The sequence below is a fragment of the Arthrobacter sp. SAFR-023 genome (assembly GCF_051965295.1).
GTDB lineage: Bacteria > Actinomycetota > Actinomycetes > Actinomycetales > Micrococcaceae > Arthrobacter.
In genome coordinates this window covers 18592-45107 of the sequence record NZ_JBQCMF010000005.1, presented here as the reverse complement: position 1 = coordinate 45107, position 26516 = coordinate 18592, and the positions used below count along the sequence as shown (strand labels likewise).

Annotated in this window: 29 protein-coding genes; 11 read left to right on the top strand and 18 right to left on the bottom strand. The window is 63.5% G+C overall.

All coding sequences use genetic code 11. The annotated features are described in order from the left end of the window. Positions 1 to 131 precede the first annotated feature (131 nt). The 10 genes from ACTHQX_RS07050 (at position 132) to ACTHQX_RS07005 (ending at position 7155) form a co-directional block, all read left to right on the top strand. Positions 132 to 1238, top strand: coding sequence for a P1 family peptidase (locus ACTHQX_RS07050; RefSeq protein ID WP_440156584.1), 1107 nt, complete (start codon positions 132 to 134; stop codon positions 1236 to 1238). A 169-nt stretch (positions 1239 to 1407) separates the two neighbouring features. After that, complete coding sequence (gene infA, locus ACTHQX_RS07045) at positions 1408 to 1629, top strand: translation initiation factor IF-1 (RefSeq protein ID WP_011775571.1); 222 nt, start codon at positions 1408 to 1410, stop codon at positions 1627 to 1629. Positions 1630 to 1699: 70 nt separating this feature from the next. Then, positions 1700 to 1813 carry a 50S ribosomal protein L36 gene (rpmJ, locus tag ACTHQX_RS07040; protein ID WP_009358722.1) on the top strand — a complete coding sequence of 38 codons (114 nt, stop codon included), beginning with the start codon at positions 1700 to 1702 and terminating at the stop codon, positions 1811 to 1813. 172 nt (positions 1814 to 1985) lie between these two features. Beyond that, positions 1986 to 2360, top strand: coding sequence for a 30S ribosomal protein S13 (gene rpsM, locus ACTHQX_RS07035; RefSeq protein ID WP_003803743.1), 375 nt, complete (start codon positions 1986 to 1988; stop codon positions 2358 to 2360). Between the two features lie 71 nt (positions 2361 to 2431). Further along, the gene (rpsK, locus tag ACTHQX_RS07030) at positions 2432 to 2833 is read left to right on the top strand and encodes a 30S ribosomal protein S11 (RefSeq protein WP_003803734.1); all 402 of its coding nucleotides are present in this window, start codon (positions 2432 to 2434) and stop codon (positions 2831 to 2833) included. Positions 2834 to 2964: 131 nt separating this feature from the next. Continuing rightward, positions 2965 to 3975, top strand: coding sequence for a DNA-directed RNA polymerase subunit alpha (locus ACTHQX_RS07025; protein WP_003803733.1), 1011 nt, complete (start codon positions 2965 to 2967; stop codon positions 3973 to 3975). A 78-nt stretch (positions 3976 to 4053) separates the two neighbouring features. Beyond that, a complete protein-coding gene (rplQ, locus tag ACTHQX_RS07020; RefSeq protein ID WP_440156586.1) occupies positions 4054 to 4629 on the top strand; it encodes a 50S ribosomal protein L17 in 576 nt (191 codons plus the stop codon). A 31-nt stretch (positions 4630 to 4660) separates the two neighbouring features. Then, positions 4661 to 5551: a tRNA pseudouridine(38-40) synthase TruA gene (truA, locus tag ACTHQX_RS07015; protein WP_440156589.1), complete on the top strand. Its 891-nt coding sequence runs from the start codon at positions 4661 to 4663 to the stop codon at positions 5549 to 5551. Between the two features lie 80 nt (positions 5552 to 5631). Then, positions 5632 to 6528, top strand: coding sequence for a response regulator transcription factor (locus tag ACTHQX_RS07010; protein ID WP_440156592.1), 897 nt, complete (start codon positions 5632 to 5634; stop codon positions 6526 to 6528). A gap of 141 nt (positions 6529 to 6669) precedes the next feature. Beyond that, a complete protein-coding gene (locus ACTHQX_RS07005) occupies positions 6670 to 7155 on the top strand; it encodes a sensor histidine kinase (RefSeq protein WP_236804498.1) in 486 nt (161 codons plus the stop codon). Between the two features lie 26 nt (positions 7156 to 7181). Here ACTHQX_RS07005 and ACTHQX_RS07000 read toward each other — a convergent pair whose 3' ends face one another. Together ACTHQX_RS07000 and ACTHQX_RS06995 are read right to left on the bottom strand one after the other, a co-directional pair. Next, positions 7182 to 8990: a DUF222 domain-containing protein gene (locus tag ACTHQX_RS07000; RefSeq protein WP_440156595.1), complete on the bottom strand. Its 1809-nt coding sequence runs from the start codon at positions 8988 to 8990 to the stop codon at positions 7182 to 7184. 83 nt (positions 8991 to 9073) lie between these two features. Beyond that, positions 9074 to 10741 (bottom strand): sensor histidine kinase, encoded by a 1668-nt coding sequence (locus tag ACTHQX_RS06995; RefSeq protein ID WP_440156597.1) that lies wholly within the window; start codon positions 10739 to 10741, stop codon positions 9074 to 9076. A 251-nt stretch (positions 10742 to 10992) separates the two neighbouring features. On the opposite strand from ACTHQX_RS06995, the gene ACTHQX_RS06990 reads away from it, so the two are divergent. Then, positions 10993 to 11775, top strand: a complete 783-nt coding sequence (locus ACTHQX_RS06990) for a response regulator transcription factor (RefSeq protein WP_440156599.1) — start codon at positions 10993 to 10995, stop codon at positions 11773 to 11775. Positions 11776 to 11793: 18 nt separating this feature from the next. On the opposite strand, the gene ACTHQX_RS06985 is transcribed toward ACTHQX_RS06990, so the two are convergent. The 16 genes from ACTHQX_RS06985 to ACTHQX_RS06910 all read right to left on the bottom strand — a co-directional run bounded on the left by ACTHQX_RS06985 (position 11794) and on the right by ACTHQX_RS06910 (position 26450). Further along, the gene (locus ACTHQX_RS06985) at positions 11794 to 12252 is read right to left on the bottom strand and encodes an Hpt domain-containing protein (RefSeq protein ID WP_440156602.1); all 459 of its coding nucleotides are present in this window, start codon (positions 12250 to 12252) and stop codon (positions 11794 to 11796) included. Between the two features lie 106 nt (positions 12253 to 12358). Continuing rightward, positions 12359 to 13243 carry a type II secretion system F family protein gene (locus tag ACTHQX_RS06980; RefSeq protein ID WP_440156604.1) on the bottom strand — a complete coding sequence of 295 codons (885 nt, stop codon included), beginning with the start codon at positions 13241 to 13243 and terminating at the stop codon, positions 12359 to 12361. Positions 13244 to 13250: 7 nt separating this feature from the next. Beyond that, the gene (locus ACTHQX_RS06975) at positions 13251 to 14183 is read right to left on the bottom strand and encodes a type II secretion system F family protein (protein WP_440156607.1); all 933 of its coding nucleotides are present in this window, start codon (positions 14181 to 14183) and stop codon (positions 13251 to 13253) included. A 3-nt stretch (positions 14184 to 14186) separates the two neighbouring features. After that, on the bottom strand, positions 14187 to 15764 hold the full coding sequence (locus ACTHQX_RS06970) for a CpaF family protein (protein ID WP_440156610.1): 1578 nt from the start codon (positions 15762 to 15764) through the stop codon (positions 14187 to 14189). Continuing rightward, positions 15765 to 16958 (bottom strand): AAA family ATPase, encoded by a 1194-nt coding sequence (locus ACTHQX_RS06965; protein WP_440156612.1) that lies wholly within the window; start codon positions 16956 to 16958, stop codon positions 15765 to 15767. It lies immediately after the preceding gene. After that, entirely contained in the window at positions 16955 to 17731 is a 777-nt protein-coding gene (cpaB, locus tag ACTHQX_RS06960) for a Flp pilus assembly protein CpaB (protein WP_440174558.1), read from the bottom strand. Before cpaB (ACTHQX_RS06960) ends, ACTHQX_RS06965 begins: the two co-directional genes overlap by 4 nt. Positions 17732 to 17786: 55 nt before the next feature. Beyond that, complete coding sequence (locus ACTHQX_RS06955; protein ID WP_440156617.1) at positions 17787 to 18749, bottom strand: pilus assembly protein TadG-related protein; 963 nt, start codon at positions 18747 to 18749, stop codon at positions 17787 to 17789. Then, on the bottom strand, positions 18737 to 19117 hold the full coding sequence (locus ACTHQX_RS06950; protein ID WP_440156620.1) for a TadE/TadG family type IV pilus assembly protein: 381 nt from the start codon (positions 19115 to 19117) through the stop codon (positions 18737 to 18739). Before ACTHQX_RS06950 ends, ACTHQX_RS06955 begins: the two co-directional genes overlap by 13 nt. Before the next feature lie 121 nt (positions 19118 to 19238). Then, positions 19239 to 19502: a Flp family type IVb pilin gene (locus tag ACTHQX_RS06945; protein ID WP_440156623.1), complete on the bottom strand. Its 264-nt coding sequence runs from the start codon at positions 19500 to 19502 to the stop codon at positions 19239 to 19241. Positions 19503 to 19717: 215 nt separating this feature from the next. Continuing rightward, the gene (locus ACTHQX_RS06940; protein ID WP_440156626.1) at positions 19718 to 20596 is read right to left on the bottom strand and encodes a type II secretion system F family protein; all 879 of its coding nucleotides are present in this window, start codon (positions 20594 to 20596) and stop codon (positions 19718 to 19720) included. Positions 20597 to 20612: 16 nt separating this feature from the next. Continuing rightward, on the bottom strand, positions 20613 to 21563 hold the full coding sequence (locus ACTHQX_RS06935) for a type II secretion system F family protein (RefSeq protein WP_440156629.1): 951 nt from the start codon (positions 21561 to 21563) through the stop codon (positions 20613 to 20615). After that, positions 21560 to 23050, bottom strand: a complete 1491-nt coding sequence (locus tag ACTHQX_RS06930; RefSeq protein ID WP_440156632.1) for a CpaF family protein — start codon at positions 23048 to 23050, stop codon at positions 21560 to 21562. Before ACTHQX_RS06930 ends, ACTHQX_RS06935 begins: the two co-directional genes overlap by 4 nt. After that, complete coding sequence (locus ACTHQX_RS06925) at positions 23047 to 24252, bottom strand: AAA family ATPase (protein ID WP_440156635.1); 1206 nt, start codon at positions 24250 to 24252, stop codon at positions 23047 to 23049. Before ACTHQX_RS06925 ends, ACTHQX_RS06930 begins: the two co-directional genes overlap by 4 nt. Next, positions 24249 to 25016 carry a Flp pilus assembly protein CpaB gene (cpaB, locus tag ACTHQX_RS06920; protein ID WP_440156638.1) on the bottom strand — a complete coding sequence of 256 codons (768 nt, stop codon included), beginning with the start codon at positions 25014 to 25016 and terminating at the stop codon, positions 24249 to 24251. Before cpaB (ACTHQX_RS06920) ends, ACTHQX_RS06925 begins: the two co-directional genes overlap by 4 nt. Before the next feature lie 22 nt (positions 25017 to 25038). Further along, positions 25039 to 26055, bottom strand: coding sequence for a pilus assembly protein TadG-related protein (locus tag ACTHQX_RS06915; protein WP_440156641.1), 1017 nt, complete (start codon positions 26053 to 26055; stop codon positions 25039 to 25041). Further along, on the bottom strand, positions 26043 to 26450 hold the full coding sequence (locus ACTHQX_RS06910; RefSeq protein ID WP_440156643.1) for a TadE/TadG family type IV pilus assembly protein: 408 nt from the start codon (positions 26448 to 26450) through the stop codon (positions 26043 to 26045). Before ACTHQX_RS06910 ends, ACTHQX_RS06915 begins: the two co-directional genes overlap by 13 nt. Positions 26451 to 26516 lie beyond the last annotated feature (66 nt).

Below are 26516 nucleotides of genomic sequence, written 5' to 3'. Positions count from 1 at the left end.
GGCGACTCGCACCTAGCCTGGCGACACGCAAAATCCCTGACGCTACCGGAATTCCGGTGTCGCCAGGGATTTTGCGCGTCATGGGTATCTTTCTGCGTCGCCGTGTCAGCTCCCGGGGCAGAATGGGAGCCATGGGACCGAGTGGCGGAGCCGCAGCGCAGGGACAGATCACCGACGTGCTAGGCGTGCGTGTGGGGCACCAGCAGAAGTCCGACGGCGGGTGGCTGAGCGGGGTGACCGTGGTGCTGCCTTCTGCGGGGACAGTGGGTTCGGTGGACGTTCGCGGGGGAGGACCAGGCACCCATGAGACCGATGCTCTGGACCCCACCACCCTGGTGCGCACCGTGGACGCCGTGGTGCTCACAGGCGGCAGCGCCTACGGGCTGGTTACAGCGCACGGCGTCCAGCGCTGGTGCGAGGAGCAGGGCCGCGGCTTCGCCGTGACGGGTGGGGTAGTGCCCATCGTGCCGGCAGCCGCCATCTTCGACCTCGGCCGCGGCGGCGACTTCAACGCCCGCCCGGACGAGACCATGGGGTACACGGCGGCAGCGGCTGCAGGAGCGCAAACCGAAGGGCACGACGTCGAACGCGGCAACGTGGGTGCCGGCACCGGAGCCGTCATCGGACGCGGGAAATACAAAGGCGGCGTGGGCACAGCGTCCATCACCCTGGAGAACGGCGTGGTGGTCGGTGCCCTGGCAGTGGTCAATGCGCTCGGCCTTCCGCTGGCAGCAGAGGCTTCCGGTGAGCCGGGCACACCGGAGCAGCGGGTGGAACCCGGCAGCGTGCGTCTAAGCTGGGGCCACGACGGCGGGGTTCCCTCGCCGAGCTTGCGAGGCGAGGGGGCCGGTGGGGAGGAACGAGCGAGCACGCAGAGGGTTTCGGCCGTCGGGACGGAACCCGGCCCAGCGCTTAACACCACCCTCGTCGTGGTCGCCACGAATGCCGGGCTTGACGTGGCCGAGTGCAAGCGGACCGCCTCGGCTGCCCACGCGGGGCTGGCGCGGGCGCTGAATCCGAGCCACACCCTGGCCGACGGGGACACCGTGTTCTGCCTCGCCACCGGGGGCCAGGAGCTGGACAGGAGTACGGAAGCGGCCCGGCAGATAAGTCTCATTACGCTGCAGAGTGCGGCAGCCGACGTCGTACGTTTGGCCATTTTGGACGGGATCAGCAGCGCCCAGGCCGTAACAACTCCAGCGGGCGAATTTGGTGCATACCCGGGCAATGTGCGCTAACATGGCTGGATTTAACTTTCCGGGCCGAATGCCGTAGAGTTGCATGTTGGTTGTCTGCCCTGCCACGCCCATTTGCGGCCGGAGGGCGACGGTCAATCAAATCAAAAACGTCCGCAGTCTTTCATGGTGCAAGCCCGAAGGCTGTGGCAAACAACAGTTAGCGGAGGATATGGCCAAGAAGGACGGGGTCATTGAGATCGAGGGCGTAGTGACTGAGGCGCTGCCCAACGCGATGTTTCGCGTTGAGCTCACCAACAAGCACGTGGTCCTTGCACACATCTCTGGGAAGATGCGCCAGCACTACATCAGGATTCTTCCTGAGGACCGCGTAGTGGTGGAGCTGAGCCCTTATGACCTGACACGTGGTCGTATCGTCTACCGCTACAAGTAAACGTTGGGCGGCCAAGGCAATTGCCTAAGACCGCTCCAACGGCCCAACTGCTATCACGCAAAGGAACGCCATGAAGGTCAAGCCGAGCGTCAAGCAGATCTGCGAAAAGTGCAAAGTGATCCGCCGTAACGGCCGGGTCATGGTGATCTGCGAGAACCCGCGCCACAAGCAGCGCCAGGGCTAATTCCCGTCAGGGAATCCCTGGGTTGCTAACCCACGCAAGTAAATAAAGGCAGCACAAGCTGAACTGGGACGCATGAGCCCGGACAGCTAACCCCCGGTCGGAGGCTGGGGCCGCACTGAAAGTGCGGGTGTACTGCCTACGACCTCCGGTTTATTCAAGGAGTACCGCCACTATGGCTCGTCTCGCTGGCGTAGACATTCCCCGCGAAAAGCGGCTGGAAATTGCGCTTACTTACATCTACGGCGTGGGCAAGACCCGTGCACACGAAACCCTGGCTGCCACCGGCATCAGCGCTGACGTTCGGGTCAAGGACCTGACGGATGCGCAGCTGGTAGAGCTGCGTGACTACATTGAAGGCAACTACAAGGTTGAGGGTGACCTTCGCCGCGAAGTAGCAGCAGATATCCGCCGCAAGGTTGAAATCGGCAGCTACGAAGGCCTGCGTCACCGCAAGGGCCTGCCCGTACGCGGTCAGCGTACGAAGACCAACGCTCGTACCCGCAAGGGCCCGAAGCGTACCGTCGCCGGCAAGAAGAAGGCCCGCTAAACCGCACTTGCCTGACGGCAAATGTGGGATCAGCAAGGCCTTCCCCCAAATAACTTTCTGTAGGAGAAGAAATGCCCCCGAAGACTCGTGGCGCGGTTCGCAAGCCGCGTAAGAAGGACAAGAAGAATATCGCGCTTGGCCAGGCGCACATCAAGAGCACGTTCAACAACACCATTGTGTCCATCACGGACCCGACCGGTGCTGTGATCAGCTGGGCTTCCGCCGGTGAGGTTGGATTCAAGGGCTCGCGTAAGTCCACCCCGTTCGCTGCGCAGATGGCTGCCGAAGCCGCCGCCAAGCGTGCACAGGAGCACGGCCTGAAGAAGGTTGACGTGTTCGTCAAGGGACCGGGTTCCGGACGCGAAACCGCCATCCGTTCGCTGCAGGCTGCCGGCCTCGAGGTTGGCTCCATCCAGGACGTCACCCCCGCCGCGCACAACGGCTGCCGTCCGCCGAAGCGCCGCCGCGTCTAAGTATTTTCCGCAGCCGGAGCTTGCCCGGACCCGTTTCGGGTCCGGGCAAGCCCGCCGCGTTAAGTCCTCAGACCGATTTTCCACCACCTGTGTTGCGTCATATAGCGGATGCTCGCCGAAAGGAAACCTAAGTGCTCATTGCACAGCGCCCCACCCTCTCCGAAGAGGTCGTCTCCGAAAACCGCTCCCGGTTCATCATTGAACCGCTGGAGCCGGGCTTCGGTTACACCCTCGGAAACTCCCTCCGCCGTACCCTGCTCTCCTCCATCCCCGGTGCCGCTGTAACCAGCATCCGGATCGATGGCGTGCTGCACGAGTTCACGACGGTTCCGGGTGTCAAGGAAGATGTCACCGAGATCATCCTCAACATCAAGAACCTGTCCGTGTCCTCCGAGCACGACGAGCCGGTTGTTGCTTACCTGCGCAAGCAGGGCCCCGGAGTCGTCACCGCCGCGGACATCGCTCCGCCGGCCGGCGTCGAGTTCCACAACCCGGATCTGCACATTGCCACGCTGAACTCGAAGGGCAAGTTCGAACTCGAACTGACCATCGAGCGCGGCCGCGGCTACGTTTCGGCAGCTCAGAACAAGTCCGGCGACGCAGAGATCGGCCGTATTCCGGTTGACTCCATCTACTCGCCGGTGCTGAAGGTTACTTTCCGCGTGGAAGCCACCCGTGTTGAGCAGCGCACCGACTTCGACAAGCTGATTGTCGATGTCGAGACCAAGCAGGCCATCGCCCCGCGCGATGCCGTTGCTTCCGCAGGCACCACCCTGGTGGAACTGTTCGGTCTGGCCCGCGAGCTGAACACCGCAGCTGAGGGTATCGAGATTGGCCCGTCGCCGACGGATGCTGCCCTGGCAGCAGACATGGCTCTGCCGATCGAGGATCTGGACCTCACCGTCCGTTCCTACAACTGCCTCAAGCGTGAGGGCATCCACACCGTGGGTGAACTCGTTGCCCGCTCCGAGGCTGACCTGATGGACATCCGCAACTTCGGTGCGAAGTCCATCGATGAGGTCAAGGCAAAGCTGGTTGAACTGGGTCTGTCCCTGAAGGACTCCCCTCCCGGTTTCGACCTGGCAGCCCGCGCCGCAGCCATCGAAGAGGACGACGCCGCGTTCAGCGACGACGAGCTCTAACAAGCAGATCTTGGCCGAGAGGCTGGCCCGCACCGCGTAGTGCGCAGCCTCCCGGCTTCCATATGAGGAGAAACAATTATGCCTACCCCCACTAAGGGTCCGCGCCTCGGAGGCGGCCCGGCTCACGAGCGTCTCATGCTCGCGAACCTGGCAGCAGCACTGTTCGAGCACAAGCGGATCACCACCACGGTCACCAAGGCCAAGCGCCTGAAGCCGTACGCAGAGCGCCTGGTCACCTTCGCCAAGCGTGGCGACCTCGCTTCCCGCCGCCGCGTTCTCGGCCTGATCAGCAACAAGGGCGTCGTCCACGAGCTGTTCACCGACATCGCGCAGGCTGTGGAGAACCGCAACGGCGGCTACACCCGCATCACCAAGATCGGCAACCGTAAGGGCGACAACGCTCCCATGGCTGTCATCGAGCTGGTTCTCGATCCGGTTTCCGCCAAGCAGGCTGTTGTAGCCGAGGCCACCCAGGCTGCCGCCGCTGCTGCTCCGGCTGCAGAGGAAGCACCCGAGGCAGAGGTCGTTGAGACCGAAGCTGCTGAGGCTCCCGCTGCTGAAGAAGCTCCGGCTGAAGAAGCTGCTGCTGAGGAAGCTCCGGCTGAAGAGGCTGCTGCTGAAGAGGCTCCGGCCGAAGAGAAGGACGCGAAGTAATTCGCCAAATCCTTCGCATAGACTTGAGTCTATGACCCACCAAAAACCCGCTGCCCCCGTTTTGGGGGGCGGCGGGTTTTTGCGTATCCGGCTCGATCTGGCGTACGACGGCGGTCCGTTCAGCGGGTGGGCAGTGCAGCCGGGACGGCGTACCGTCCAGGGAGTTTTGGAGGGCGCGCTGGAGCTGCTGCTCCGCCGCCCCATACGAGTCACGGTGGCAGGCCGCACCGACGCGGGCGTGCACGCCCGTGGCCAGGTGGTCCACCTGGATCTCACGGAAGCCGAGTGGCTGGGACTGAACCGTGGTGCGGACGTAGATCCCGCCGTCGCCCTCCTGCGCCGCCTGCGGGGCACGCTCGGCCGCGGGCTGGGGGACCAGACCGGCGCCATCATGGTCCACAAGGCCGCCGTCGCCCCTGAAGGGTTCGACGCCCGGTTCTCCGCCCTGTGGCGCCGCTACAGCTACCGCATCGCGGACGGCCCGGAGAAGTGGGATCCGCTTGGCCGGTACAGCACGCTCTGGCACAAGACGGCCCTGGACGTGGACCAGCTGAACGAAGGGGCGGCGCAGCTGCTGGGCCTGCACAACTTCCTGTCCTTCTGCAAGCCGCGGGAGGGTTCCACCACCGTCCGGGAGCTGCAGCGGTTCGAGTTTGCGCGCGGGCAGGACGGCGTCATCGTCGTCACGGTCCAGGCCGACGCCTTCTGCCACAACATGGTGCGTGCCCTGGTGGGCTCGGCGTTGTACGTGGGGGAGGGACAGGAACGTCCGGAGTGGCTGCACGAGCGCCTGCTGGCAAGGAAGCGCGACGCCCGTTCGGTCCTGGCTGCACCGCACCCCCTCGTGTTCGAGGAAGTGGCCTACCCCTCCGACAGCGAACTGCTCGCCCGGGCGGAGCTCACACGGGCGGTGCGACAGTAGGGCCATGCCCCGGTTTTCGCCGCGCGGCTAGTAGGCTGAGACGCAGTCTTAAATCATGCGGTCCTTACAGGGGGTAAGGGATGAATGATCGTCGCGTCGTTGTCGTCATCGACCGGGACGAGGAAGTCAGGTCCCTCTTGCGGACCACGCTCGGGGAGGCCGGCTTCGTGGTGCACTGCGCTGCCACCGGCGAAGCCGGGCTTGCGCTGGTGCGTGCCAAGCAGCCGGACACCGTCACGCTGGATCTGGTGCTTCCGGACATCGATGGCTATGAGGTGCTGCGGCGCATCCGCGAATTCAGCCACACCTACATTCTGATTATCACCGCGCGAAGCGGCCTTGCAGCGACCTTAAAGGGCTTCGACGCCGGTGCTGACGATTACATGGTCAAACCCATCCGCCCGCGGGAGCTGCGGGCCCGTGTTGACGGCATGCTGCGCAGGCCCCGGCAACTGACGGTCCCGCCGATCGTGACGCCGCGGCAGGCACCACTGGTTTCGCCCCGGCTGCGGGGCTCGGCCAAGGCGAAGACCACGCCTCCACCCGCTCCGGCCCACGGTCTGCCAGTAGCGCGGGGCCTTGGAGTAGCGCTGGACGTTCCAGCTGCCCAGGGCCTGCCAGTTGCCCAGGGCCTGCCAGCTGCCCAGGCCTTCGAGCACAACGGGCTGGCGATCAACAGCGCAACGCGGGCCGCGACGCTCGGCGGTCGCGCCCTGCAGCTGACCCGTACTGAGTTCGACCTCCTGTACATCCTGCTGCAGCGGGGGAGCGGCGTTGTCAGCAAGGCGGAACTCGTCGGGCTTTTGGGTCTTGCGAAGCGGGAAGCGGGCACCATGGGCGGCAGCGATGCCGGTGTGCGGGACGCTGGCAGAATTATCGAAACCCACGTCGGTAACCTGCGCCGCAAGCTGGGGGACGACGCGAGGCAGCCCCGCTGGCTGAAGACTGTCCGCGGGGCCGGCTACACCCTGGCGTAGGGCCGTCGTCCGGACGTAGCCGCAGCTCAGAACGCGGCTGCTCCGCCGCTTTCTAGGACGCTCAGAATGCGCCCCTTCAAACGGGGGACACGCCGCCAAGGTTACAAGAAAATAACAAGGCAGCGGGCGCACCCTTAAGGCATGAAATCACTAACAAGCGACGACGTCGTCGCAGTCCGTGGCGTTCTTACCGATACGCATCCGGTCGATTTCTACGTGCTTGGCGTCGCGGGGGCGATTGACCGTTTGGCCCTCCCGCTGCGCGAACGTGGGATCACCGTGCACCTCGAGGCGCCCCACCATGGAATGGAAGTGGACAGGAAGTCCGCCGCGCTGCTCTACCGGGCGGCGCAGGAGCTCCTGAGCAACATCCATAAATACGCCGACGCGTCCTCCGTGACCGTCCGGCTCTGCTGCGTCTGCCGTTCCGGGGACAACCATGCGGTCCAGCTCCGCGTCACCGACGACGGTGGCGGCTTCGACGTTGAGGCCGCGACCCACGGCAGGCACTCGGGCATGGGGCTGAGGCTCATGACCCTTGCCGTCGGTTCCGCCGGAGGCAAAATGGCAATTGAGTCGGCCCCCGCCGCGGGAACCCGCGTGACCGTGACCCTGCCGCTGGACTAGGCCCTCTCCAGACTGGCACGCGTTTCCTACGCGGCTGTGACTGATGCCCAGCTGGGCCAAGGATCCGTTGGCAGTGGTGGTTCGGCGCCGTTGAGGGCGTCGAGGCCGTCGAAGGTGTCGGGATCGATGATGTCCGCGGGGTCGGGGTAGCCCTCGAAACCGACGGCGTCAGAATAGTCCGGCGGCTCGGGCAAGCCTGGTGGCATGAGCCAGTCCGGCAGCTCCGGAGAGTCTTGGTCCATCTGCGACTCCGGCCAGGAGGGCGGTTCGGGCCAAGCGGCGAGTTCTTGCCCGTCCGGTGCATCAGGCACGTCGGGCGGCAGCGGCCAGTCCTGGCCAGCCTGCAGAGCCAGCCGCGGTTCGGGCCAGTGGGGTGGTTCCCAGTCCTGGTGTTCGCTGGGGTAGGAACGTCCCGATGGTGAGATCCAGCCTGGCGGTGTGTCGCGGGTTGCCTCGGTGGGTCTCCATTGAGTGGTGTGTTTCAGGCGGTGGTGCTTGGGGCAGGGTTGGCCGAGGTTGGCGACACCGGTGCCGCCGCCGTCGGCCCAGGCCAGGATGTGGTCGGCGTCGTTGTCCAGGGAGTGGTTGGTGCAGTTGGGGAACGTGCACTTGGCGTCGCGGAGCCGCAGCCATTGGCGCATCGGCTTCGTTAGCCGGTAGCTGGTGCGGCCGATTTCCAAAGGTGCCCCGTCCCGAGGATCGGTGAGGACCCGGAGGAATGATGTTCCGCCGTCGGCGACGAGCCGGCGGGCCATGGACGCGGGAATGGGACCGTACCCGTCCAGCATGGCCGGTTCCTCCGTCAGGCCGAGCAACGAGAACACCGGAACGGTTACCAGGACCTGCGCTGTGGGGGACGGCACCTCGCCGACCGGTACAAGACCGGACGGCGCACCACCTACGGGAACAGAACCTGCAGGCGTTGAACCTGCCGGCGCGGGGTCTGCGGGAACCGGCTCAGCGGGCGGGCCGTCAACCGCGCCGTCAAGCTGGTGACCTGCTGTGAGCAGCCACGTGGCGGCAGCATCGACGCGCAGCTGCGTCAAGGTTCGGGATTCGGCGGGACTTTGCATGGCGCGGCCCGCGGCGGTGGTGCGGTTCCAGATCGCCGCAGCCTGGTCCGCCGGCAGAAACGCCGAGAGCCAGGCCATGCCGTCCCGGTCCGGTGTGTACTCCAGCCGCCGGTCCTTTGCACTCTTCGCGTGGCGGGTTTCGATGCTGTCCGGATGATGCCGCTCCCGCCAGGCACGTACCTTCGCCCGGAACCTGGAGGGCACCAAGTCTCCGGCCGGGCATCCGCGGGCGGCCCCGGGCGCGTCCGGGTCCAGGAAGTGCGCCTCCAACCCAGCTGTGGACGCGGGATCCAGCCCGATGGTTTCATCGCACATCACCCGGGCATGCTGCCACGAAATTGTTCCGGCGTGCAGTGCCTCCAGCGCCAACGGCAGGGTATGGCTGAGGGCGGCGGATTCAACAAGCAGCCGTGTCGCCGCACCTTCGCTCACAGTCAGGGCGCCGGCTACTTCGGCCGTTAAGGACATCTGGCGGATCTCACGGTCCCGCAGGCTCTCAGCCGGCGGTGCCATGGCCGCGGAAATGTCGGCGTATTCGGCCGCGAGGTGGACCTTAAGGGCCGCAGCCCGGGCCTCCAGTTTGGCCGCCTCGGCCAGCCCGTCCAAGACGGCATCGGCCCGCTCCTGCAGTGGATCGGCGTAATTCGGCAGAGGGTCCGCGCCCCCAGTGCCCGGATCAGCGGCCTTGCGGAGCTTGGCAGCCAGCGCTGCGGCAGAGGCACTGATAGCCTCAAGCGCTTCCGCAGCCGCACTGTTATCCATACCCAAAGCATGCCATCGGCCTATGACAAAAACGACGCTACCCCGGGGCCATGTGGAAAACCGGATTGGGCCTGATCCCCGCGTCAAGACTCGGGCGTTCCCTCAGCCGGCAGGGTGAGGGTGAAGGTGGTGCCTGCGCCGGGTTTGCTCTGGCAGGAGATGTCCCCGCCGTGCCGCTCCACGATGGTTTTGGTAATGGACAGACCCAGCCCCACCCCTGGAATGGCAGCCTGGCGCGCCGCCTGGGTGCGGAAGAACCGCGTGAAGATACGCGAAGTTTCCTCTTCGCTGATGCCCATGCCTGTGTCCTGGACCTTCAGCTGCACCCACGATTCGCTACGCCGGGCACTGACGGTGACTTTGCCGCCGTCGGGAGAGTATTTGACGGCATTGGACACCAGGTTGTCCAGCGCCTGACTGATGCGAAGCGGGTCAGCGTGCGCCCACAGCGGCGCCGGAACGTCGGTGCTGAGCGAAACATTGCTCGCGTCTGCCTGCGCCTGGACCGAGCCGATGCTGTTCTCGATGAGGCCGGCCAGATCGGTCCGGCGGGGATGCACGGCCAGAACGGCCGAGGCCGACACCAGAAGCTCCGAAACGAGGGAGAGCAGGCGTTCGGCATTGCGCTGGACCACTTCCAGCCGGCGCACGGAATCGGGGCTCAAGGCGTCCGCTTCGTCCAGCACCAGGTCCACGTTCCCGAGCACAGACATCAGGGGACTGCGGAACTCGTGGGAGACGTTGGAGATCAATTCTTCCTTGGCGGAGAGCGCTTCCACCAGGCCCGTGACGTCACTGTAGACGACGACCGCCCCACTGAACCCGCCGTCGTCGTTCTTGATAATCCGGGCAGCAGTGGCGACCGCCCGCTGCGAGGGTCCCTCGCCCAGCCACACCAGGTAATCGGCGAAGGTCTCACCGGCCACAGCACGGCGGATCGGGCGTTTGTCCAATGGAAGCGGCGTTACTCGGTCCTGCCCGAACATGAGCTGCTGGGCTTCCAGCGGCTGCTCAGTGCCGGCCGGGGCTGCCGCCTGCCGGAAGGTTTGCTGCTGGTTGTTGACCAGAACCTTCTGGCCGTCCGCATCCACGGCCACAATCCCAACGTCGGTGGTGTCCAGGATGGTCTTGAGCAGCCGTTCGCGGTTCCGGCTTTCCACGAGCAGTTCGCGGAGTTCAGCATCCTTCTTCTCCAGTCGCTGGCGCTGCAGGCGGACGTTGGCGGTGGCGAACCTTATTGCCAGCGACACGGCCAGCATCATTAGCGGCAGCAGAATTGCGGTGGCAATGTCCGAAGGTGAAATCTTGGGAAACTTTTGCACCAGCGTGGGAATGCCGATGAGGAGGGTGCCGAAAAAGCTCAGGAATATGGTGGTGCGCGGGAAGTTGTCGGAGCTGGAAAGCCAGATCACCGGGAATATCGCCAAAACTCCAAGTCCGGCAACGGCGGGAACCGCGCCGTTGCGGGCGAGCCCGATGACCACCATGTCGAGTATCGGAATGACCAAGTAGGCGTTGGGCGGTAGCCGTTCCCAAGGAACCAGAAAGCAGGCGAGGAACGTCGTCACCATCATGACGATGGCGGCAATAAACACCGGGCTCTCGATCAGCGTTGGCCACACCGCGGGGGCGGCAATCGCCAGCGCGGCGAGAATGACCGTAACCGGGAGCTGGCAGAGCGCCACCTGGACGCGGGGCCGCAGCCGGCGGAAGAATCGGTCCGTGTCGCGGACCAGCACGTGCTCACCCAATGCGGCTGCGCCCGGTTGTGGCCTGCACTTCCGAATTCCAAGACCGCTCGTGGTTATACGAAGACATGATGCCCATTATGCACACCTATTCTTCGGTATTTGCAGGGGGCGGCGCCGGTGAGCGGCGTAAGCCTAAAAGATATGGGTAATTTTCGTTCTTTCGGCCCTTCTACGTTGTAGCGTAGGTAATCTGGTAACGCTTACCGCATTGCGCTGGGCTGTGCGGTGGTTTTGCCTGGATAGAGGTAGTGGTGGGTGATCTTGGTGTTGCCGTGGTCATCGAGGATGATGTCGACGTTCGGAATCTCCTCGACGCGGTTTTGCAGCAGGCAGGTTTTGAGGTGCACTCGGCAGGGAACGGCCGCGACGGGGTTGACATGGCCAAGCAGCGCCAGGCGAACGTCATTACTCTCGACGTCGGGCTTCCGGACATTGACGGCTTTGAAGTCCTTCGGCGCATCCGGCAGTTCAGTGACGCCTACGTTGTGATGCTCACCGGCCGCGATGAGGAGCTTGACACCATCACGGCACTCCAGGGCGGGGCGGACGACTACATCGTCAAGCCCTTCCGGCCGCGGGAACTGCGGGCCCGGATAACGGCGATGCTGCGCAGGCCCCGTGTTTCTTCTGCAGATGATGCTCCGTCTGCTGCAGAGTCCGGGCCCGTTGGCTCCGCCGCTCCCGCCGGTTCGCGCCGCGGCGCCGTGCTGCAGCACAACGGGCTGGCACTCGACACCGAAACCCGGACCGTCGCCCTGCGCGGCACGCCCTTGGGGCTGACCCGGAGCGAGTTCGACCTGCTGCACGAGCTGCTAAGGGGAACCGGCGCGGTGCGCACCCGGGCTGATCTGGTGCGCGTAGTGCGGGGCGAGTACTACGGCGAGGACACTTATATCAGCGAAGCTGACGAAAGGGCCGTTGAAGTCCATATCGGCAACCTGCGCCGCAAGCTTCGGGAGGACCCGCAGGATCCCCGGTGGCTCGTAACCGTGCGGGGCGTGGGGTACCGGCTAGCGCCGAAGCGGGCTGAGTAGGGGCGCTCACCTAGGCGCCTAGGCCTCCGGCGGGAGGTAACCGTTCTTGAGGCCGCACACGGTTTGGTCGCCGGTAAGCGCCACAAAGGGCAGCAGCCGGCGGACAGCGGGCAGGTCTCCGCTCTTCACGAGGCGTTCCAGGTTTACCGCCAGCTGAGCCAGCCGTGAGGCACCCACCATAATGGCCGAGTTCTTCAGGCTGAGGACGGCGTCCATGGCTGCGTCAGCGTCGTCGTGTTCGACCGAGGCTTCGAGGTAGGTTCGGCGCTTGTCCCAGATCCTGATGTAGTCCCTAGCAAAGTTGTGTGCCACTCCGGTGCTGCCCATGTCATCTTCGAGGTCGTGAAGGACGTCCAGGTCTAATACGGGCAAGGCGGCACTCTCCGATTCGTCGTGAAGCATGCCACTGGAGCCGGACGCAGGGACGCAGACGCCGCTGGCGTTGCTGTCGGCTGCTCCGGAACCTGAAATGGACATGACTTAAGGCTACTTTCTGAGGTTGGAAAAACCCTGATTGAGCTTGGATCCTGTGGAAACCTTGCGGGTACCTTGTGGTGGAGCTAAATCTGCGGAAGTCCCCACATTACTGCCCGGCGAAGGTCTCGATGGTGTTGATGACGGCTGGGCCGAGGATGGCAATGAAGAGCACCGGGAAGATGAAGAACAGTAGCGGGAACAAGATCATTACTGGCAGCTTCATCGCCTTTTCCTCTGCACGCTGGCGGCGCTTCACTCGCATCACCTTGGCCTGCACCCGCAGGACGCGGCTGATGGCAATCCCGTACATGTCCGCCTGCACCACTGCCTGGACGAAGCTGCGCAGCTCCGGGATGTTCGTGCGCTCGGCCAGTGCGAGATAGGACTCACGCCGGCTGCGGCCCACCTGCATGTCCTGGAGCGTACGTACCAGTTCCTCCGAGAGGGGGCCCTTGCCGTTCTCGCCGGCGCGCGCCATGGCCCCTTCGAAGCCGAGACCTGCCTCAACGGAGATCAGCATCTGGTCCAGGGTGTTGGCGAGTTCCAGTTGCATGGCCTTCTGCCGCTCCTGGCCCTTGCTGTAGAGCATCAGGTCCGGGATGAAGTAGCCCAGGAACAGGACGAAGATGCCCACGAGTTTCATGATCGGCGTCGTTCCGATGGAGCTGATGTACAGCCCAAGGAGGCCGCCAATCAGACCCAGCGCCGGTTTTGCCGCCAGCAGGCGTCCAAGCGGCATGTTCGCCGGGCGTCCAGCGAGGGCGAGCAGGCGGTCCAGCTTGCCGACGTAAGCGGCGGGAGTGAGCCGGTAGCCGATCTTTTCGAGCAGACCTGTGTTGGCTTTCTTCTCCACCTCGGCGGGCTGGAGGCCTCGGGACAGGATCGCCTGGGCAGTGGCTTGGCCCTTCCGGTCAACCGACAGGAACGACCAGACCAGATAGGACAGGGGCAGGCACACCAGAAGCAGGCCGAGAAGTATGCGGAAATCCATCTTTGCCTCAGAACTTCAGATCGATGATCTTACGCATCCACAAACCGCCGACGGTCATGAGGATGACTGAAGCGACGATCATGATCCAGCCCAAGGGGTTGGTGAACATCTTGTTCATGTAGCCGGGGTTAACCATCGAGAGCATGACGACAATACCTACGGGCATGGCCATGAGGATGTAGGCGGAGAACTTGCCCTCGGCCGCGAGGGCCTTGATGTGGCCCTTGATCTCACTGCGCTCGCGGATGGTCTCGTTCACTTGGTCCAGCACCTCTGCGAGGTTTCCGCCTACCTCCCGGTTGATCTGGATTGCTTGGGAGATCCAGACGAAGTCCTCGTTCTGCATGCGGTCTGCAGTGTCATTGAGCGAGACCAGCAGATCGCGCCCCAGGCTCGTCTCGGACACAACTCTGCGCATTTCCTCGGACGTCGGAGCCTGCGATTCGTTGGCTGCGGCATCGATGGCGCGCAGGATGCTGTGGCCGGCCCGGAGGCTGCCGGACAGCAGCTGAAGCGTGTCGCCGAGCTGCTCTTCGAACTTGGCCCGCCTCTTGCCGGCCAGGAAGCCCAGTACCAGATGCCCCACGAAGGGGGCCGCGATGACCAGTAGGACCGCCAGTAGCGGCCCAGCGACGACAAGTCCAATAAGGGCGCCGACGAAGGCGCCCACCATGATCAGCAGGATAAATTCCGCCTGGCTAAGCCGGAGACCGGCATTCTCCATGCTTTCCCGGTTGAAATACCGGACATTTCTCTTGGCAAGCACGCGGTCGATGGACTCTACTGCATTGCCGGCGAAGCGCGTCAGCTGCGAGTCCGCCTCCGCACGGAAGGGACGACGCCGGTCAAGCGGCACGGTGGGCGTGCGCGGAATCAGCACGGCTACTCCGCCCAGTACCACCGCGGCAACGACGAGGATAACGCCCAGTGCGACCATCATGACTCAGTGCCTTTCCGGAGAAGCCGCGGGCGCTCCGAAGACGCCGGCCGAGACGTGGATACCGAGGTCTTCAAAGCGGTCGATGAAGCGGGGGCGGATGCCGGTGGGGACAGGCTTGCCGAGGAACCTACCGTGCTGGTCAACTCCCGCAGAGTAGTCGAAGACGAAGGCGTCCTGGAGCGTGACAATGTCGCCCTCCATGCCCTGCACCTCGGTCACGTGCGTGATGCGCCGGGAGCCGTCCCGGAGACGCGAGATCTGGACGATGAGGTTCACCGCGGAGGCGATCTGCTCACGGATGGCGCGCAGCGGCAGGTCCATTCCCGCCATGAGGACCAGGGTTTCCAGACGAGCCACGGCGTCGCGCGGCGAGTTGGAGTGGACGGTGGAGAGCGAGCCGTCGTGGCCGGTATTCATGGCCTGGAGCATGTCCAGGGACTCCCCGCCACGGACTTCGCCCACCACGATGCGGTCCGGCCGCATGCGGAGCGAGTTGCGCAGCAGTTCGCGGATGGTCACTTCTCCCTTGCCTTCGGTGTTGGGCGGGCGGCTTTCCAGCCGAACCACATGTTCTTGCTGGATCTGCAGTTCGACTGCGTCCTCGATGGTCACGATGCGCTCATCGGTCGGCAGGAAGGAGGACAGGACGTTGAGAAGGGTGGTCTTGCCCGTGCCGGTACCGCCGGAGACGATGATGTTTAGTTTGGCCTTGACGCAGGCGTTAAGCAGCTCCGCCATCTCGGGCGTGAGTGTCCCGAAGTCGATCAGGTTCTGGACGGTGAGTGGGACCTTGCTGAACTTACGGATGGTCAGCGAGGAACCGCCGACGGCGAGCGGAGGAATAACAGCGTTCACACGGGAGCCGTCTTCGAGTCGCGCGTCAACCAGCGGTGAGGATTCGTCAATGCGCCTGCCCACTTTGGAAACGATGCGCTCAATGACCTTCCGCAGGTGCTCTTCCGAGCTGAACCGCGACTCGGTCAAAGTCAGCTGGCCCTTGCGTTCCACGTAGATCTGGTCCATCCGGTTCACCATGATTTCAGTGACGGCGGAGTCATCCAGCAGCCGCTGCAGCGGGCCGTAGCCCAGCACGTCGTCGGCCACGTCTGCCACGAGACGGGTGCGCTCCTCTGCTGTCAGCGGCACCTGTTCGGCGTCGATGATGCGGATCAGCTCTTCCCGTGCAGTGCTCCGAAGCTCCTGTTCGGTAATGGCGGAATCATTGAACCTGGCCCCCATTTTTTCGAACAGGTCGGTTGCCGCGCGCTGTTTGAGAGCTGCGAAGACGTCCACAGGTTGCTGAGGCTTCGGCTTGAACACCTCGCTCTTGGCTGCAGATGCCTGCGGGAGCTTCGGTGACAACTCCTGCCGCACTGGTTGTGGCTTGTTGGGTTCATGACGTGACGAAGATGCAGCTGGGCCTGCCTGAGAGCGCGCCACCGAGGCTTTTCCCGCTGCCCCTGGCTGGGCCGCCGCCGGAGCTTCGACAGACGAGGAAGGCACAGCGGCGGCCACCGTAGCCGCGGCAGCGCCAGGCTGGGATTTTGCCTGGGCCACCTGAATACGTTCGGACAGCTTCATCTAGACCACTACCCGTCGGTGGCTTCGCCGCTGGCCCTTGGCCTGGCCACGGGGGCTGAACCGCTCCACCAGCTGATTTAGTCCCTTGACCGCCGGATCCCTTTTGGCTTCCTGCAGTACCGGCACCCCGCGGTTGGTAGAGAATGTCACGGCACGGGAACGCGGAACGCTGACATCGACGGGAGCACCAATGGTGGATTCGACGTCCTGGACGGACAGTCCGCATTTGGCATCCGCCATGTTCAGGACCACGTGTCTTCCTTCGGGTAGAACATCGAGCTGGCGGAGGATGTCCAGCCCTGAACGGAGGCCCCGAACGCTGGGAATGTCCATGGCGCTCACCCAAACCACGTCGGTGCACGCCTCCATGGCAGCCAGTCCTATCTCCGGCAAGCCGGGGGCGGTGTCAACTACTACGTACTGGAATTCGTCTGCCAACTGCTCGAGCAGCCGGGTGACCTGTTCGGGCGCGATGTGGTCGGCCTCGACAGGATTGTCGGGTGCGCACAGGGCGTAGATGCTTGAGGGGTGAACCGTCAGGAACGCCTTGAGCACCAGGGTGTCCTGGCTAGCAGCGGGTGAGACGGCGTCTGTGACGGTGTGCTCAGGATTGAGGTAGAGGCCGGAGGCGACGTCGCCAAACTGCAGGTCGAGGTCCACCACCACCACGCTCATCGGTGCAACCTTGCCCAGGCCTACCGCAAGATTGGTGGCGATGGTGGTCTTGCCCACTCCGCCTTTGGGGGAGAAGACGCCGATCACTCTTCCCTTGCTGCTTTCAGACTGCCTCGGCTGGTCAAGCCTGTGGCGGCTGGCGAAGGACTGGCAAGCGCGCTCCAGCAGCACGCGCATCTGGGCGGGGTCGGCGGATGGGCTGAAAATGTCCCGGACGCCGGCGCGCATGGCCTGCAAGATCAGCTCCGGATCAGGTTCGCTGACCAGGAGAACCGTCAGGTCCGGCACCTGCACATCAAGCACCGTAGCAAGTCGTAGAGCCTCGTCGAGGGGCACATCAGGACCGAGGATGAGGACCTCGGGCTGTTCCTGGTTGAGCTGGGCGAACAGATCGTAGGGGCCGGCCGGCAGGACGTTCGTGAGGAATGTCTTGACGTCGCCCTGCAGCCCGCCGGTTACGGCCTGCCGCAGGCGGCTGTCGAAGTCTGCGTTCGGGGTGATCAGGACGAAGCGGCTCACTTGTACACCTCGGTGCGCTGGATGATACGGGGACCGCTGTCCTTGGCGTTGGTGGGCTCCTTGCTGAGCCACATCTTGGCGTATTCCGCGGCGAAGACGATCTTGGCCGCGTCCACATCACTCACGGCAACAGTCAGCATGAGGGAGCCCGTGGGAAGAGTGGTGTCCTGCGGGTCAGCGGCGTTGGGGTCAGCGCTCGCCGTGGGTGCGGGCTGGGCAGTGGCTGCCGGCTCGGGAGCGCGCTGGACAGCCGTTACCAAAGCCTTGCGGACCGTCAGCTTGGTGGCTTCGGCGTCGGGCTTGCTCTCCAGTCCGCCTTTATCCAAGTTGACGAAGACGCCTACGTGATCGCCCGGGGCCAGCCTGCCGCCCACAACCCGGTCCGGCTCAAGCTGGAAAGAAACCTCCTGCAGGCCTGCCGGAATGCTCACAGACCCTGCAGTCTTGACGTCTTCGGGAGCCACCAGACGCTCGGCGACGAGCTGTTCGCCCGGAACCAGGTCCACGGCGGCAACCTTGCCCTTAGATTCGTCTAGCGATTTTAAGGAGGAACCGGTGACAGCAGACGATGGCACTTGCTGAGTGATGAGAGAAGCAGCCATGGATTCCACAGGAGTTCCGGCGGGAACAGCAGCCTTTACCACAAGGACGTCTACGGGTTCGAGGTCCTGAACGGCCCGCCGGTCTGCGCCCTCAGCGTAGGTTATCACCAGCATGGCACCTACGAGAGCGAGGATGACTGCTGCCGCGCCTGCCAATAACCTAGAGTTCACGAAACTGCTCCTGTTAATTGCATGAGAACTGGCTGAGTTTGTGTGACGGCGAAGACTAGCTCGTCAGTTTTACGACGCTAGCGCCGTAATCCGTTGCATTTCCGAGTTCAAGGGCTTGAGAAATAGACACAAATTTTTCGAAGTAGCCCCGAATGGTTTTGTTCTTCAGCTTCGATCCCTTTGGCCACGCGTCGTCTGCGAAGTTATAACCGGTCACATGAAAGGCGGCGAAACCCTTCACGAAGTAGCCCGCGTTAGCACCTGTGTCTGCAGTCTTGTCATACAGCGGCAGGAGAACCGTCTGGTCGTTCATTTGGCTAAGGTCCACCGCAGAACATCGGGACGGTGCGCTGGCCCCCGGATCACTGGAGAACCAGGTGGAAGCGTCACCCTCCGTGCCGAGGCTCATAGTGAGGCCGCATTGGGTTCCGGTACTAGCGATCCAGCCGAAACCACCTGGAACTCTTCCGCAGCCCGAGCCGAATTCAAGAATCTGTTCCGAGGCTGTTTGGGAACCGAGACTGAGGTCGAATTTGCATTCGGCAACTGCCAGGGGCAGTGCCATGACGCCCTTGACCGGTGTGCCCCACTGGACGCTCGAGCTGGCCAGCACCTTTTGATTTGCGATTCCCAGGACCCCGGCAAAAAACATCGAGACGGAGTTGGACGAACCGCCGGTTTCTTTGGCTCCCGTGGTCACTTGAACTGTTCGGGAAGCCTTATCTACAGCGATCGAATCTACGTTGGTTAGACCGTCGACAGCATTTCCGTTTACCAGGGTCCGAACATTTTGGGACGGGACCGGCGCGCAATCTTCAGCCGGTGCCCCTGCAGCGCAAGCCCGTGCGATCATCAAAGCCGCCGCGTCCGACCCGTTTTGTAATTGTGCGCGTTCGGAGTAAAGCCGCGCAATGTCGATTGAAATGGCGGCAAAACCCAGAAGTGCGACCATCACAATGGCGACAATTACAGCGATTCCCCCGCGCTCTCTGTCCCCGGAGGGGGCTAACCGCCGCACAGCATAGTTCCTTTTCCTGTCATCACAAACGGTCCAGCTATTCCAGTCATCGTTTGTAGGGGGTAGGAGACCGTCACAGAAATTTGTGCTCCTGCCGAGCACTTTGTGGCGCCGGCCGGAGACGAGGCACTAAAATTGACGCTTCCGTCTGCAACCGCTGGTTCTAGTCTGATGGCGGCAGCCGAGGCCAGAGCGCTGTCGTTGGTGATGGCCATTACTCTGACCCCTTCCCGAGCGGCACTGGTTAGCAAGATTTGGGCGTTGTACGCGCGGCCAAATTCCATGATCCCGAGGAGGAGCATGATAAGAACGGGTGCTAAGAGCGCGAATTCAACCGCAACAGCTCCACCTTCGGATGCCCTTGACATGCCAGGATCCTTCATTTTTTTGTTGATCAAGTAGCCGGGCAGGGTGGCGACAGATGCACCACCCTGCCCGCCAAAGAAACTAGTCGCCGGAGGAAACCTGCCCGCGATGGCGGAACGGCTACTAGACGCAGCCGCCTGCGTTGCTGTTAGCGGCCGCGCTGTAGGTCTTGTTCCCCTGGACCTTGCAACCGACCTGGTTGAAGGTGTCCTTCAGGCCGCCGCTGAGAAAGTTTACGGCGACAATAATCACCACAGCGATGAGAGAAACCATGATGCCGTATTCGACGGCGGTTGCGCCCTTTTCGTCACGGCGGACACGGGCAGCAGCGTTAGAGAAGAAAGCAAGCATTTTTACTCCTGAGCGAGTGTTGGGAAGCTGGTCCATCACCAGCTCTGTAAAAAAGTTAGCAAGGGAATTCGGGGCCCGACCCCGATCTTGCAGCTTCCTGTGCCAAGCCTTGCCAAACGGGGTTGTTACTGCGTTTACTGCACATTTCCTGCGGAATTCATGCGCATGTCATGGGCCGTGCCGAGGGCTGTTAAACGACAACAGGGCCCTTCGGTTCCACGAACCGAATGGCCCTGCCACAAGCGGCGAATCTACCCCGCAAACATCGAAATGATGCTCATCACCGTCGGCCCGAGAACCACGATGAAAAGTGTGGGCAAGATGAAGAAGATCAGCGGGAACAACATCTTCACTGGCATCTTCATGGCGTGCTCCTCCGCGCGCTGCTTCCGCTTGATCCGCATGTCTTCGGCCTGGGTCTTGAGGACGCCGGCGATGGCAACGCCGTACGCGTCAGCCTGGACCACAGCCCGGATGAAGCTGCGAACGTCCGGAACATCCACGCGCTCTGCCATCGCGAGGTAGGCGTCCTTCCGGGACCTGCCCACCTGGATGTCCTGGAGGGTGCGGATCAGCTCCTCGGCCATTGGACCGTTGCCGTTGGTGCCGGCGCGTCCCATTGCCGCTTCGAATCCGAGGCCGGCCTGGACCGAGATGAGCATGTGGTCCAGGGCGACCGGCAGTTCCAGCCGGATGGCGTCCCGCCGCTTCTGCGCCCGGTTGCGCACCAGCAGGTCTGGGGTGAAGTAGCAGAGGGCCGTAACACCCGACAGGATCAGGAACCGCTGGGCTGACGGGCTGCCGGCAAAGAACAGGTACCCGGGGATGGCGCCTGCCAAGGCAAGCAGCGGCTTGACCATGATGAGCCGGGCCAGCGGCCAGTCCTTGGGCCGGCCAGCGCCCGCGAGTTGCCGGTCCAACCAAGCGGCATAGCCCTTCGGCATGATGCGCTGACTGGCCAGCATCAGTTTCTCATTGACGCTGAGCGCCGGACCCTTGACTTTGGACACACGGCCCAGGTTTGCCTGGATGTTGCGGAGCCCCGCCCGGTCGGCGGTGAACACAAACCACGTCATGACAGTCACGGGTGCGATCACTGTCAGAATCGCCGCATAAGCCACAGGCTGCATAATGACCACCTTCTTTCTAGAACTTGGGTTTGACGATCCGGCTGAGCCAGAAACCGCCGGCGGTGAGCAGAACAACTACGCCGGCGATCATGAAGTAGCCGGGCAGTGTGCCGGTAAACGTGCGGGAATACATCTCGTTGAACAGCGTCAGCCCGATGAACATCACCACGGGCAAAGCCATGAGGACGATCGCCGACATCCGGCCCTCAGCGCTCAGCGCCCGGATCTGGCCGCGCACCTGGTTGCGGTCGCGGACCGTATTGCCCAGATGGTCCAGTACCTCCGCCAGGTCCCCGCCTACCTCCCGGTGGATCTCGATGGCCTGCGAGATGGAGAGGAAATCCTCGCTCTGGGTCCGTCTCGCCACATCCGCCAGCGATTCGCCGAGGTCGCGTCCAATCCTGGTCTCATTGACGATCCGGCCCAGTTCCTCCGACATCGGGGGCTGGCTTTCCTGCCCGGCCGCGTCCACGGCCCGAAGCAGGCTGTGCCCGGCCCTCAGGCCACCGGAGAACATCTGCAGCGTATCCGGCACCTGCTGGTCAAACTGCCGACGGCGGCGTCCGGCTAGGGCGTTCAGCATCAGGTGCAGCCCAAGCGGGGTCAGCAGAGTCAGGAGGACAGCGGCGAACAGGCCGCCAAGGAAGAACCCGATAACTGCGGCGGTCAGCGTTATGACGCCCGCCATGATCAGGTAGTCGCCCGGCTCCTTCTTGAGACCACACTCATCCAGCCGCTCCTGGGTGAGCAGGCCCGGCCCGCGCTTCCTGAGGCCCTTGTTTAGAACCCCCACAGCTTGGTCGGTGAGCTTGGTCAGGGACGAGGCGGCAACGGGGACGTCGGGCCGGCGGCGGGACAGCGGAATGCCCGAATTTGGCCTGAGGGCCACGCCGAAGACCAGGAAGACCGCGAGGTACAGCAGTACCAGCGCCACCACGAAAACGCCGGAGTCGCCGGGCACCGTCACCGCCCCCTTGCCGGCGCAACGCCGTGGAGGGATGCTCCGAACACCGCCGGCGAGATCTCGATGCCCAGCTCGGCGAAACGCTCCGTAAACCGTGGCCGGACGCCCGTCGGCACCGGCTTCCCGAGGAAGCGGCCGTTGACGTCTCTCCCGGCCGAGTAGTCGAACACGAAAGCGTCCTGGAGGGTGACGATGTCGCCCTCCATACCCTGCACCTCCGTGACGTGGGTGACGCGGCGGGAGCCGTCACGCATCCTGGTGATATGGACGATCAGGTTGACCGCGGATGCCAGCTGTTCGCGCACTGCCCGGAGCGGAATGTCCATACCCGCCATCAGCACAAGCGTTTCAAGGCGGGCGATAGCGTCCCGCGGCGAGTTGGCGTGCACGGTGGAGATGGAACCGTCGTGGCCGGTGTTCATGGCCTGCAGCATGTCAAGGCATTCGCCGCCGCGGACCTCACCCACCACAATCCTGTCCGGCCGCATACGCAGCGAGTTCCGGACCAGGTCCCTAATGGACACCTCACCTTTGCCCTCGATGTTCCGCGGGCGGCTTTCCAGCCGGATGACGTGCTCCTGCTGGAGCTGGAGTTCCACGGCGTCCTCGATAGTCACGATCCTGTCATCCGGCGGGATGAATCCCGACAGCACATTCAGGAGGGTGGTCTTGCCCGTGCCGGTGCCGCCCGAAACGATGATGTTCATCCGGGCGACGACGCAGGCGTTCAGGAGCTCCGCCATCTCGGGGGAGAGGCTGCCCAGGGAGATGAGGTCGTGGACCGTCAGCGCTTCCCGCCCGAATTTCCGGATGGTCAGAGCCGGCCCACTGACTGCCAACGGCGGAATGATGGCATTGACACGCGAGCCGTCTGCGAGTCGCGCATCAACAAGCGGGGAGGACTCATCGATGCGGCGGCCCACCCTGGACACGATCCGGTCGATCACCCGGCGCAACGATTCATCCGAACTGAACTTCGTGTCCGTGGGGAAAATGCGGCCCTGCCGTTCCACATAGACCTGGTCATGGCGGTTCACCATGACCTCCGTAATGGAGGGGTCGTCGAGGAACCGCTGGATGGGGCCGTGGCCCAGAACGTCGTCGATTATGTCGCGGATGAGCCGCTGCCTCTCGGGACCAGACAGCGGAACCTGTTCCTCGTCCACGACAGTCTTCAGTTCATCGCGGACAAACTGGTGCAGCTCCTCGTCCTCGAGGGCGGAGTCTGTGAGCCGTGAACCCAGCCGTTCGTAGAGCGTTTGAGTGGCCCGTTCCTTCAGCGCATTCAGGGCTTCACTGGCAACGGAAGCGACGGCTGGCATCTCCAAAGCTGCCATGGCACTCGCCGCCGAACCCGCCGCCTGCTCCTCATGCTTCCTGCCGAGCGTTGTGGCAGCCGGCTTGGGCTTGAAGACGTCGGCGGCTGGTGGCTTCTCGGGATCGGGTTTGGCCTCGCCCCGGAGGTTCTGGAACCGGTCTGTCAGGTTCACTGGACTACCGCCCTTCTGTGCAGCTTCTTGTGGGGTCTTTCTTCCCAGTTCGGTTTGAAGCGCTCCACCAACTGGCGCAGCCCTTTGCCGGCAGAATCCCGGCTGCCGTCCTGCAGAATGGGCACTCCCTTGTTGGTGGAGAAGGGCAGAGTCCTGGAACGCGGCAGCGCCACGTCAACGGGGGCGCCGATAGAAGCCTCGATATCCTGCAACGTCAGGCCAGCCCGCCGGTCCGTCATGTTCAGCACCACGTGCCGCTTCTCCGGGAGCAGGCCAAGCTCGGCCAGGATCTGGAACCCCGTCCTGAGGCCCCGAATGCTGGGAATGTCCATGCCGCAGATCCAGACGGCGTCCGTGGCCTGTTCAAGCGTTGCCAGGACGTGCTCGCCCAGCCCGGGTGCCGTGTCCACCACGATGTAGTGGAATTCCTCGCGCAGCTGGTTCAGGAGCCGGGTGACGTGTTCACCGGAAATCCTGTCCATCTCGATCGGATTTCTGGGCGCACACAGGGCGTAGATGCCGGCAGGGTGGACGGTCAAGTAGGTCTTGAGGACCATGGAATCCTGGCTGGCCGCGCCCACGACGGCGTCGGTGATGGTGTGTTCCGGGTCCAGCATCAGTCCGCTGGCAACATCGCCGAACTGGAGGTCCAGATCCACGATCACCACGCTCATCGGTGCAGCCCTGCCCAGGCCGACGGCGAGATTGGTTGCGACAGTGGTCTTGCCCACCCCGCCTTTGGGGGACATGACGGCGATGACCCGCCCGCCCTCGCCGTGGTCGGCGTGCTCGGACGCTCCTGGGGCCAAACCACGACGCCGGCCTGCCGCCGCAAGGCTTGCCCGTTCCAGCAGGACGCGGATGGCATCCGGGTCAGCGGCCGGATCGAGCAAGTCACGGACCCCGGAACGCATGGCTTGGAGAACAACTTCGGTGGTCTCCTCCACCACCAGCACCAGGCTGATCTCCGGGTATTGGAGATCCATGACCGACGCCAGCTTGAGGGAACCATCAACGGGCAGGCCCGGCCCGAGGATCAGCACCTCAGGTGGTTCGCCGACGAGCTGCCGCAGGAAGTCCTGCGGGCTTTCGGGGAGGTAGTCCGCTTGAAAGACCCGCAGTGAGCCGTGCATGCCGGACACTGCCAACTGGATGCGTCGCTCGAAGTCGGCGTTCGGGGTGATGAGGACAAAGCGGCTCATCGGAACAGCCTTGCGCCGGTCACAACGCCGGAGGTGGACTCGACTGCATTTGCAGGTTCCTTGGAAAGATAAACCTTGCCAAATTCGGTCGCAAAGACGAGGCGTTCGGCGTCGGTGGAGTTGCGGGCCAATGTGATGAGGTAGGTGTCATCCGAGGAGGAGGACTTCTTCGAGTTAAGGGAACCGGCTGTGGCATCCTTCTCGCCCGTAGCTTCCTGGGACGTGGCCGTGCTGCCGTTGCTGAACTGCGCCGCCGTGACCAGCACCTTATGGAAGGTCAACTGCGTTCCGCTGGCCTTCGCCGCAGAGTCCTCCACAGAGAGGAATACACCCACGGTGTCTCCTGCGGTAAGCGTGCCGCCCACCACGCGTTCGATTGGCAGCTTGAGGGTAATCTCCTGCATGCCCGTGGGAACCTGTACCCGAGTCGGTCCCAAGAGGGCATCGGCGTCCACCAGACGGGTGGTGAGAAGCTGCTCGCCGGGCACCAGGTCCACGGCGGCGACCTTGTGGCCAACCTGGTTCAGGTCGGTCACGGCGCCGTCGGCCACGGCCAGTTTTGGTACTTCTTTCCGGACGACGGCGCCGGCGGCCTTGTCGATTCCGGTGCCGGCCGTGATGGTTTTTTCCACCACATATACTGAGTCGGTTTCCGTGTCCGCCAGCGCGCGTTTGTCCGCATTCTGTACGTAATTTACCAAAAGAACCGTTCCAATAATTGCCACCAGCAGGGCGGCTATTCCTCCAATAAGGCGAGTTTTCATTTTTATCCCCCTAGCAAAGTGATTAGTTGGTGAGGCGAATGAAGACGGTTCCTAGATCGTCTCCGGAGCCTGAGTTTCCTTCGAATGCATCAATGGACTCGAACTTCTTGAATTTGCCGATGATGCCCCGGCAAGGATCCACACAGGCAGTAGCCGGAGTGGGAGAATTGTTGTACGTCCGCGGGCCGTTCGAGCCGCCGCCAAACTTCCAACCGACCATTTGAAATGTGGCGTAACCCCGGATATGGAACCAGCCCTTTCCCTTGTCCTTGCCGGCATTGTCGAACACCGGGAAAACGCCGAGTACGTCGTCGCCAGCCTGGATGGTGTTGATCCAGCCCTGGAGGACCGAATCACAGTTTTCGCTAGGCTTGCTGGGGTAGTCCGCGCCCGGATCATAGGCGGCGTTATCTTCAACATCGGTGACTGCCCGGCACGGACCGCCGTTCTGGTCCAGCCAGCCGAACCCGCCGGGAATGGCGTGTCCGGACGTGGACGTGCAGTCAGTCATTCCGGGCTTGTAACGGATCTGTTGTAGGACGCCCGTTTCCACTGCGTCGGTGAGGTCGTACTGGCATTCAGACAGGGCCAGCGGGAAGCCCCCTCCTGATCCTGGAACCTCAATGGATGCGGTGGCATGAGCACCCACGCTGACTGCCGGTGCGGTCAGGGCGCTGGCGAAAAGCTTGGCAAGCACGCTGCTGCTGCCGTTCTTCGTAGTGGTCCGGACCGTCACCTCGTCTGGCACGGAAAGGTCAACTTCGGAGACATTTGCGTCGCCGTCGTTGGCGTTTCCGGACGCCAGTGCGTCTGCGAATGCCTGGGCCTCGGCCTGGGTGCAGCCTGACTTGTGACAAGCCTGGGCAACCCCCAAGGCACTGGCGTCCGCGCCGTTCTGCAGCTGTGCCCGCTCGGAATAGATTTGCCCAACGTCCACGGCCAGGGCGCCGGCGCCGATGATTACGAGCATCATCACCGCAACCAGGACGCCGGCTGCGCCCCGTTCGGGCTCCGAAGCTCTAGTCTTTAGCCTTCGCATCGCATAGCTCCTGTCCCGGTGACCGTCACGCTGCTGCCGAAGATGCCCGTCAGTGTTGGCGCGGGGTAGGTGATGGTGACGGTCATGTTCTCCCCGGCCGTGCAGGACCCGGGCGAGAAGACGTACTCAAAATCCGCACCGTTCAGGCCGGGCGCGCCGGCGGTTGCGGCAACGGCTGCTGCGCTCTGGTCGTCCTCGATGGCCATCTCCCTGGCAGCCTCCCGGGCAGCTTGAGTGAGGGAAATCTGCAGGTTGTAGGCGTAGGAAAATTCCACGATGCCGGCGACCAGCGCCAAGAGAATTGGTGCGACTAGTGCAAATTCGACGGCGACTGCGCCCCGATCATGCTTCCAGGCGCGCGTTCCGTTGGTGGAGCGTGAACTGCTGCGTATCACTGGACCCCTCCGCAAATAGGGACAGCTGGATTGGTTGAAGTGTGCCGCGCCCGATTGGGGGTCGGA

Coding starts and splice junctions, on each gene's coding strand:
- ACTHQX_RS07010 (WP_440156592.1), top strand. CDS start 5,632: ATGAATGATCGTCGCGTCGTTGTCGTCATCGACCGGGACGAGGAAGTC.
- ACTHQX_RS06940 (WP_440156626.1), bottom strand. CDS start 20,596: ATGCAGCCTGTGGCTTATGCGGCGATTCTGACAGTGATCGCACCCGTG.
- rpsK (WP_003803734.1), top strand. CDS start 2,432: ATGCCCCCGAAGACTCGTGGCGCGGTTCGCAAGCCGCGTAAGAAGGAC.
- ACTHQX_RS06970 (WP_440156610.1), bottom strand. CDS start 15,764: ATGAAGCTGTCCGAACGTATTCAGGTGGCCCAGGCAAAATCCCAGCCT.
- ACTHQX_RS07000 (WP_440156595.1), bottom strand. CDS start 8,990: ATGGATAACAGTGCGGCTGCGGAAGCGCTTGAGGCTATCAGTGCCTCT.
- cpaB (WP_440156638.1), bottom strand. CDS start 25,016: ATGAAAACTCGCCTTATTGGAGGAATAGCCGCCCTGCTGGTGGCAATT.
- ACTHQX_RS06945 (WP_440156623.1), bottom strand. CDS start 19,502: ATGGACCAGCTTCCCAACACTCGCTCAGGAGTAAAAATGCTTGCTTTC.
- ACTHQX_RS07050 (WP_440156584.1), top strand. CDS start 132: ATGGGACCGAGTGGCGGAGCCGCAGCGCAGGGACAGATCACCGACGTG.
- rplQ (WP_440156586.1), top strand. CDS start 4,054: ATGCCTACCCCCACTAAGGGTCCGCGCCTCGGAGGCGGCCCGGCTCAC.
- ACTHQX_RS06950 (WP_440156620.1), bottom strand. CDS start 19,117: ATGTCAAGGGCATCCGAAGGTGGAGCTGTTGCGGTTGAATTCGCGCTC.
- rpsM (WP_003803743.1), top strand. CDS start 1,986: ATGGCTCGTCTCGCTGGCGTAGACATTCCCCGCGAAAAGCGGCTGGAA.
- ACTHQX_RS06915 (WP_440156641.1), bottom strand. CDS start 26,055: ATGCGAAGGCTAAAGACTAGAGCTTCGGAGCCCGAACGGGGCGCAGCC.
- ACTHQX_RS07005 (WP_236804498.1), top strand. CDS start 6,670: ATGAAATCACTAACAAGCGACGACGTCGTCGCAGTCCGTGGCGTTCTT.
- infA (WP_011775571.1), top strand. CDS start 1,408: ATGGCCAAGAAGGACGGGGTCATTGAGATCGAGGGCGTAGTGACTGAG.
- ACTHQX_RS06985 (WP_440156602.1), bottom strand. CDS start 12,252: ATGTCCATTTCAGGTTCCGGAGCAGCCGACAGCAACGCCAGCGGCGTC.
- truA (WP_440156589.1), top strand. CDS start 4,661: ATGACCCACCAAAAACCCGCTGCCCCCGTTTTGGGGGGCGGCGGGTTT.
- ACTHQX_RS06975 (WP_440156607.1), bottom strand. CDS start 14,183: ATGATGGTCGCACTGGGCGTTATCCTCGTCGTTGCCGCGGTGGTACTG.
- rpmJ (WP_009358722.1), top strand. CDS start 1,700: ATGAAGGTCAAGCCGAGCGTCAAGCAGATCTGCGAAAAGTGCAAAGTG.
- ACTHQX_RS06925 (WP_440156635.1), bottom strand. CDS start 24,252: ATGAGCCGCTTTGTCCTCATCACCCCGAACGCCGACTTCGAGCGACGC.
- ACTHQX_RS06980 (WP_440156604.1), bottom strand. CDS start 13,243: ATGGATTTCCGCATACTTCTCGGCCTGCTTCTGGTGTGCCTGCCCCTG.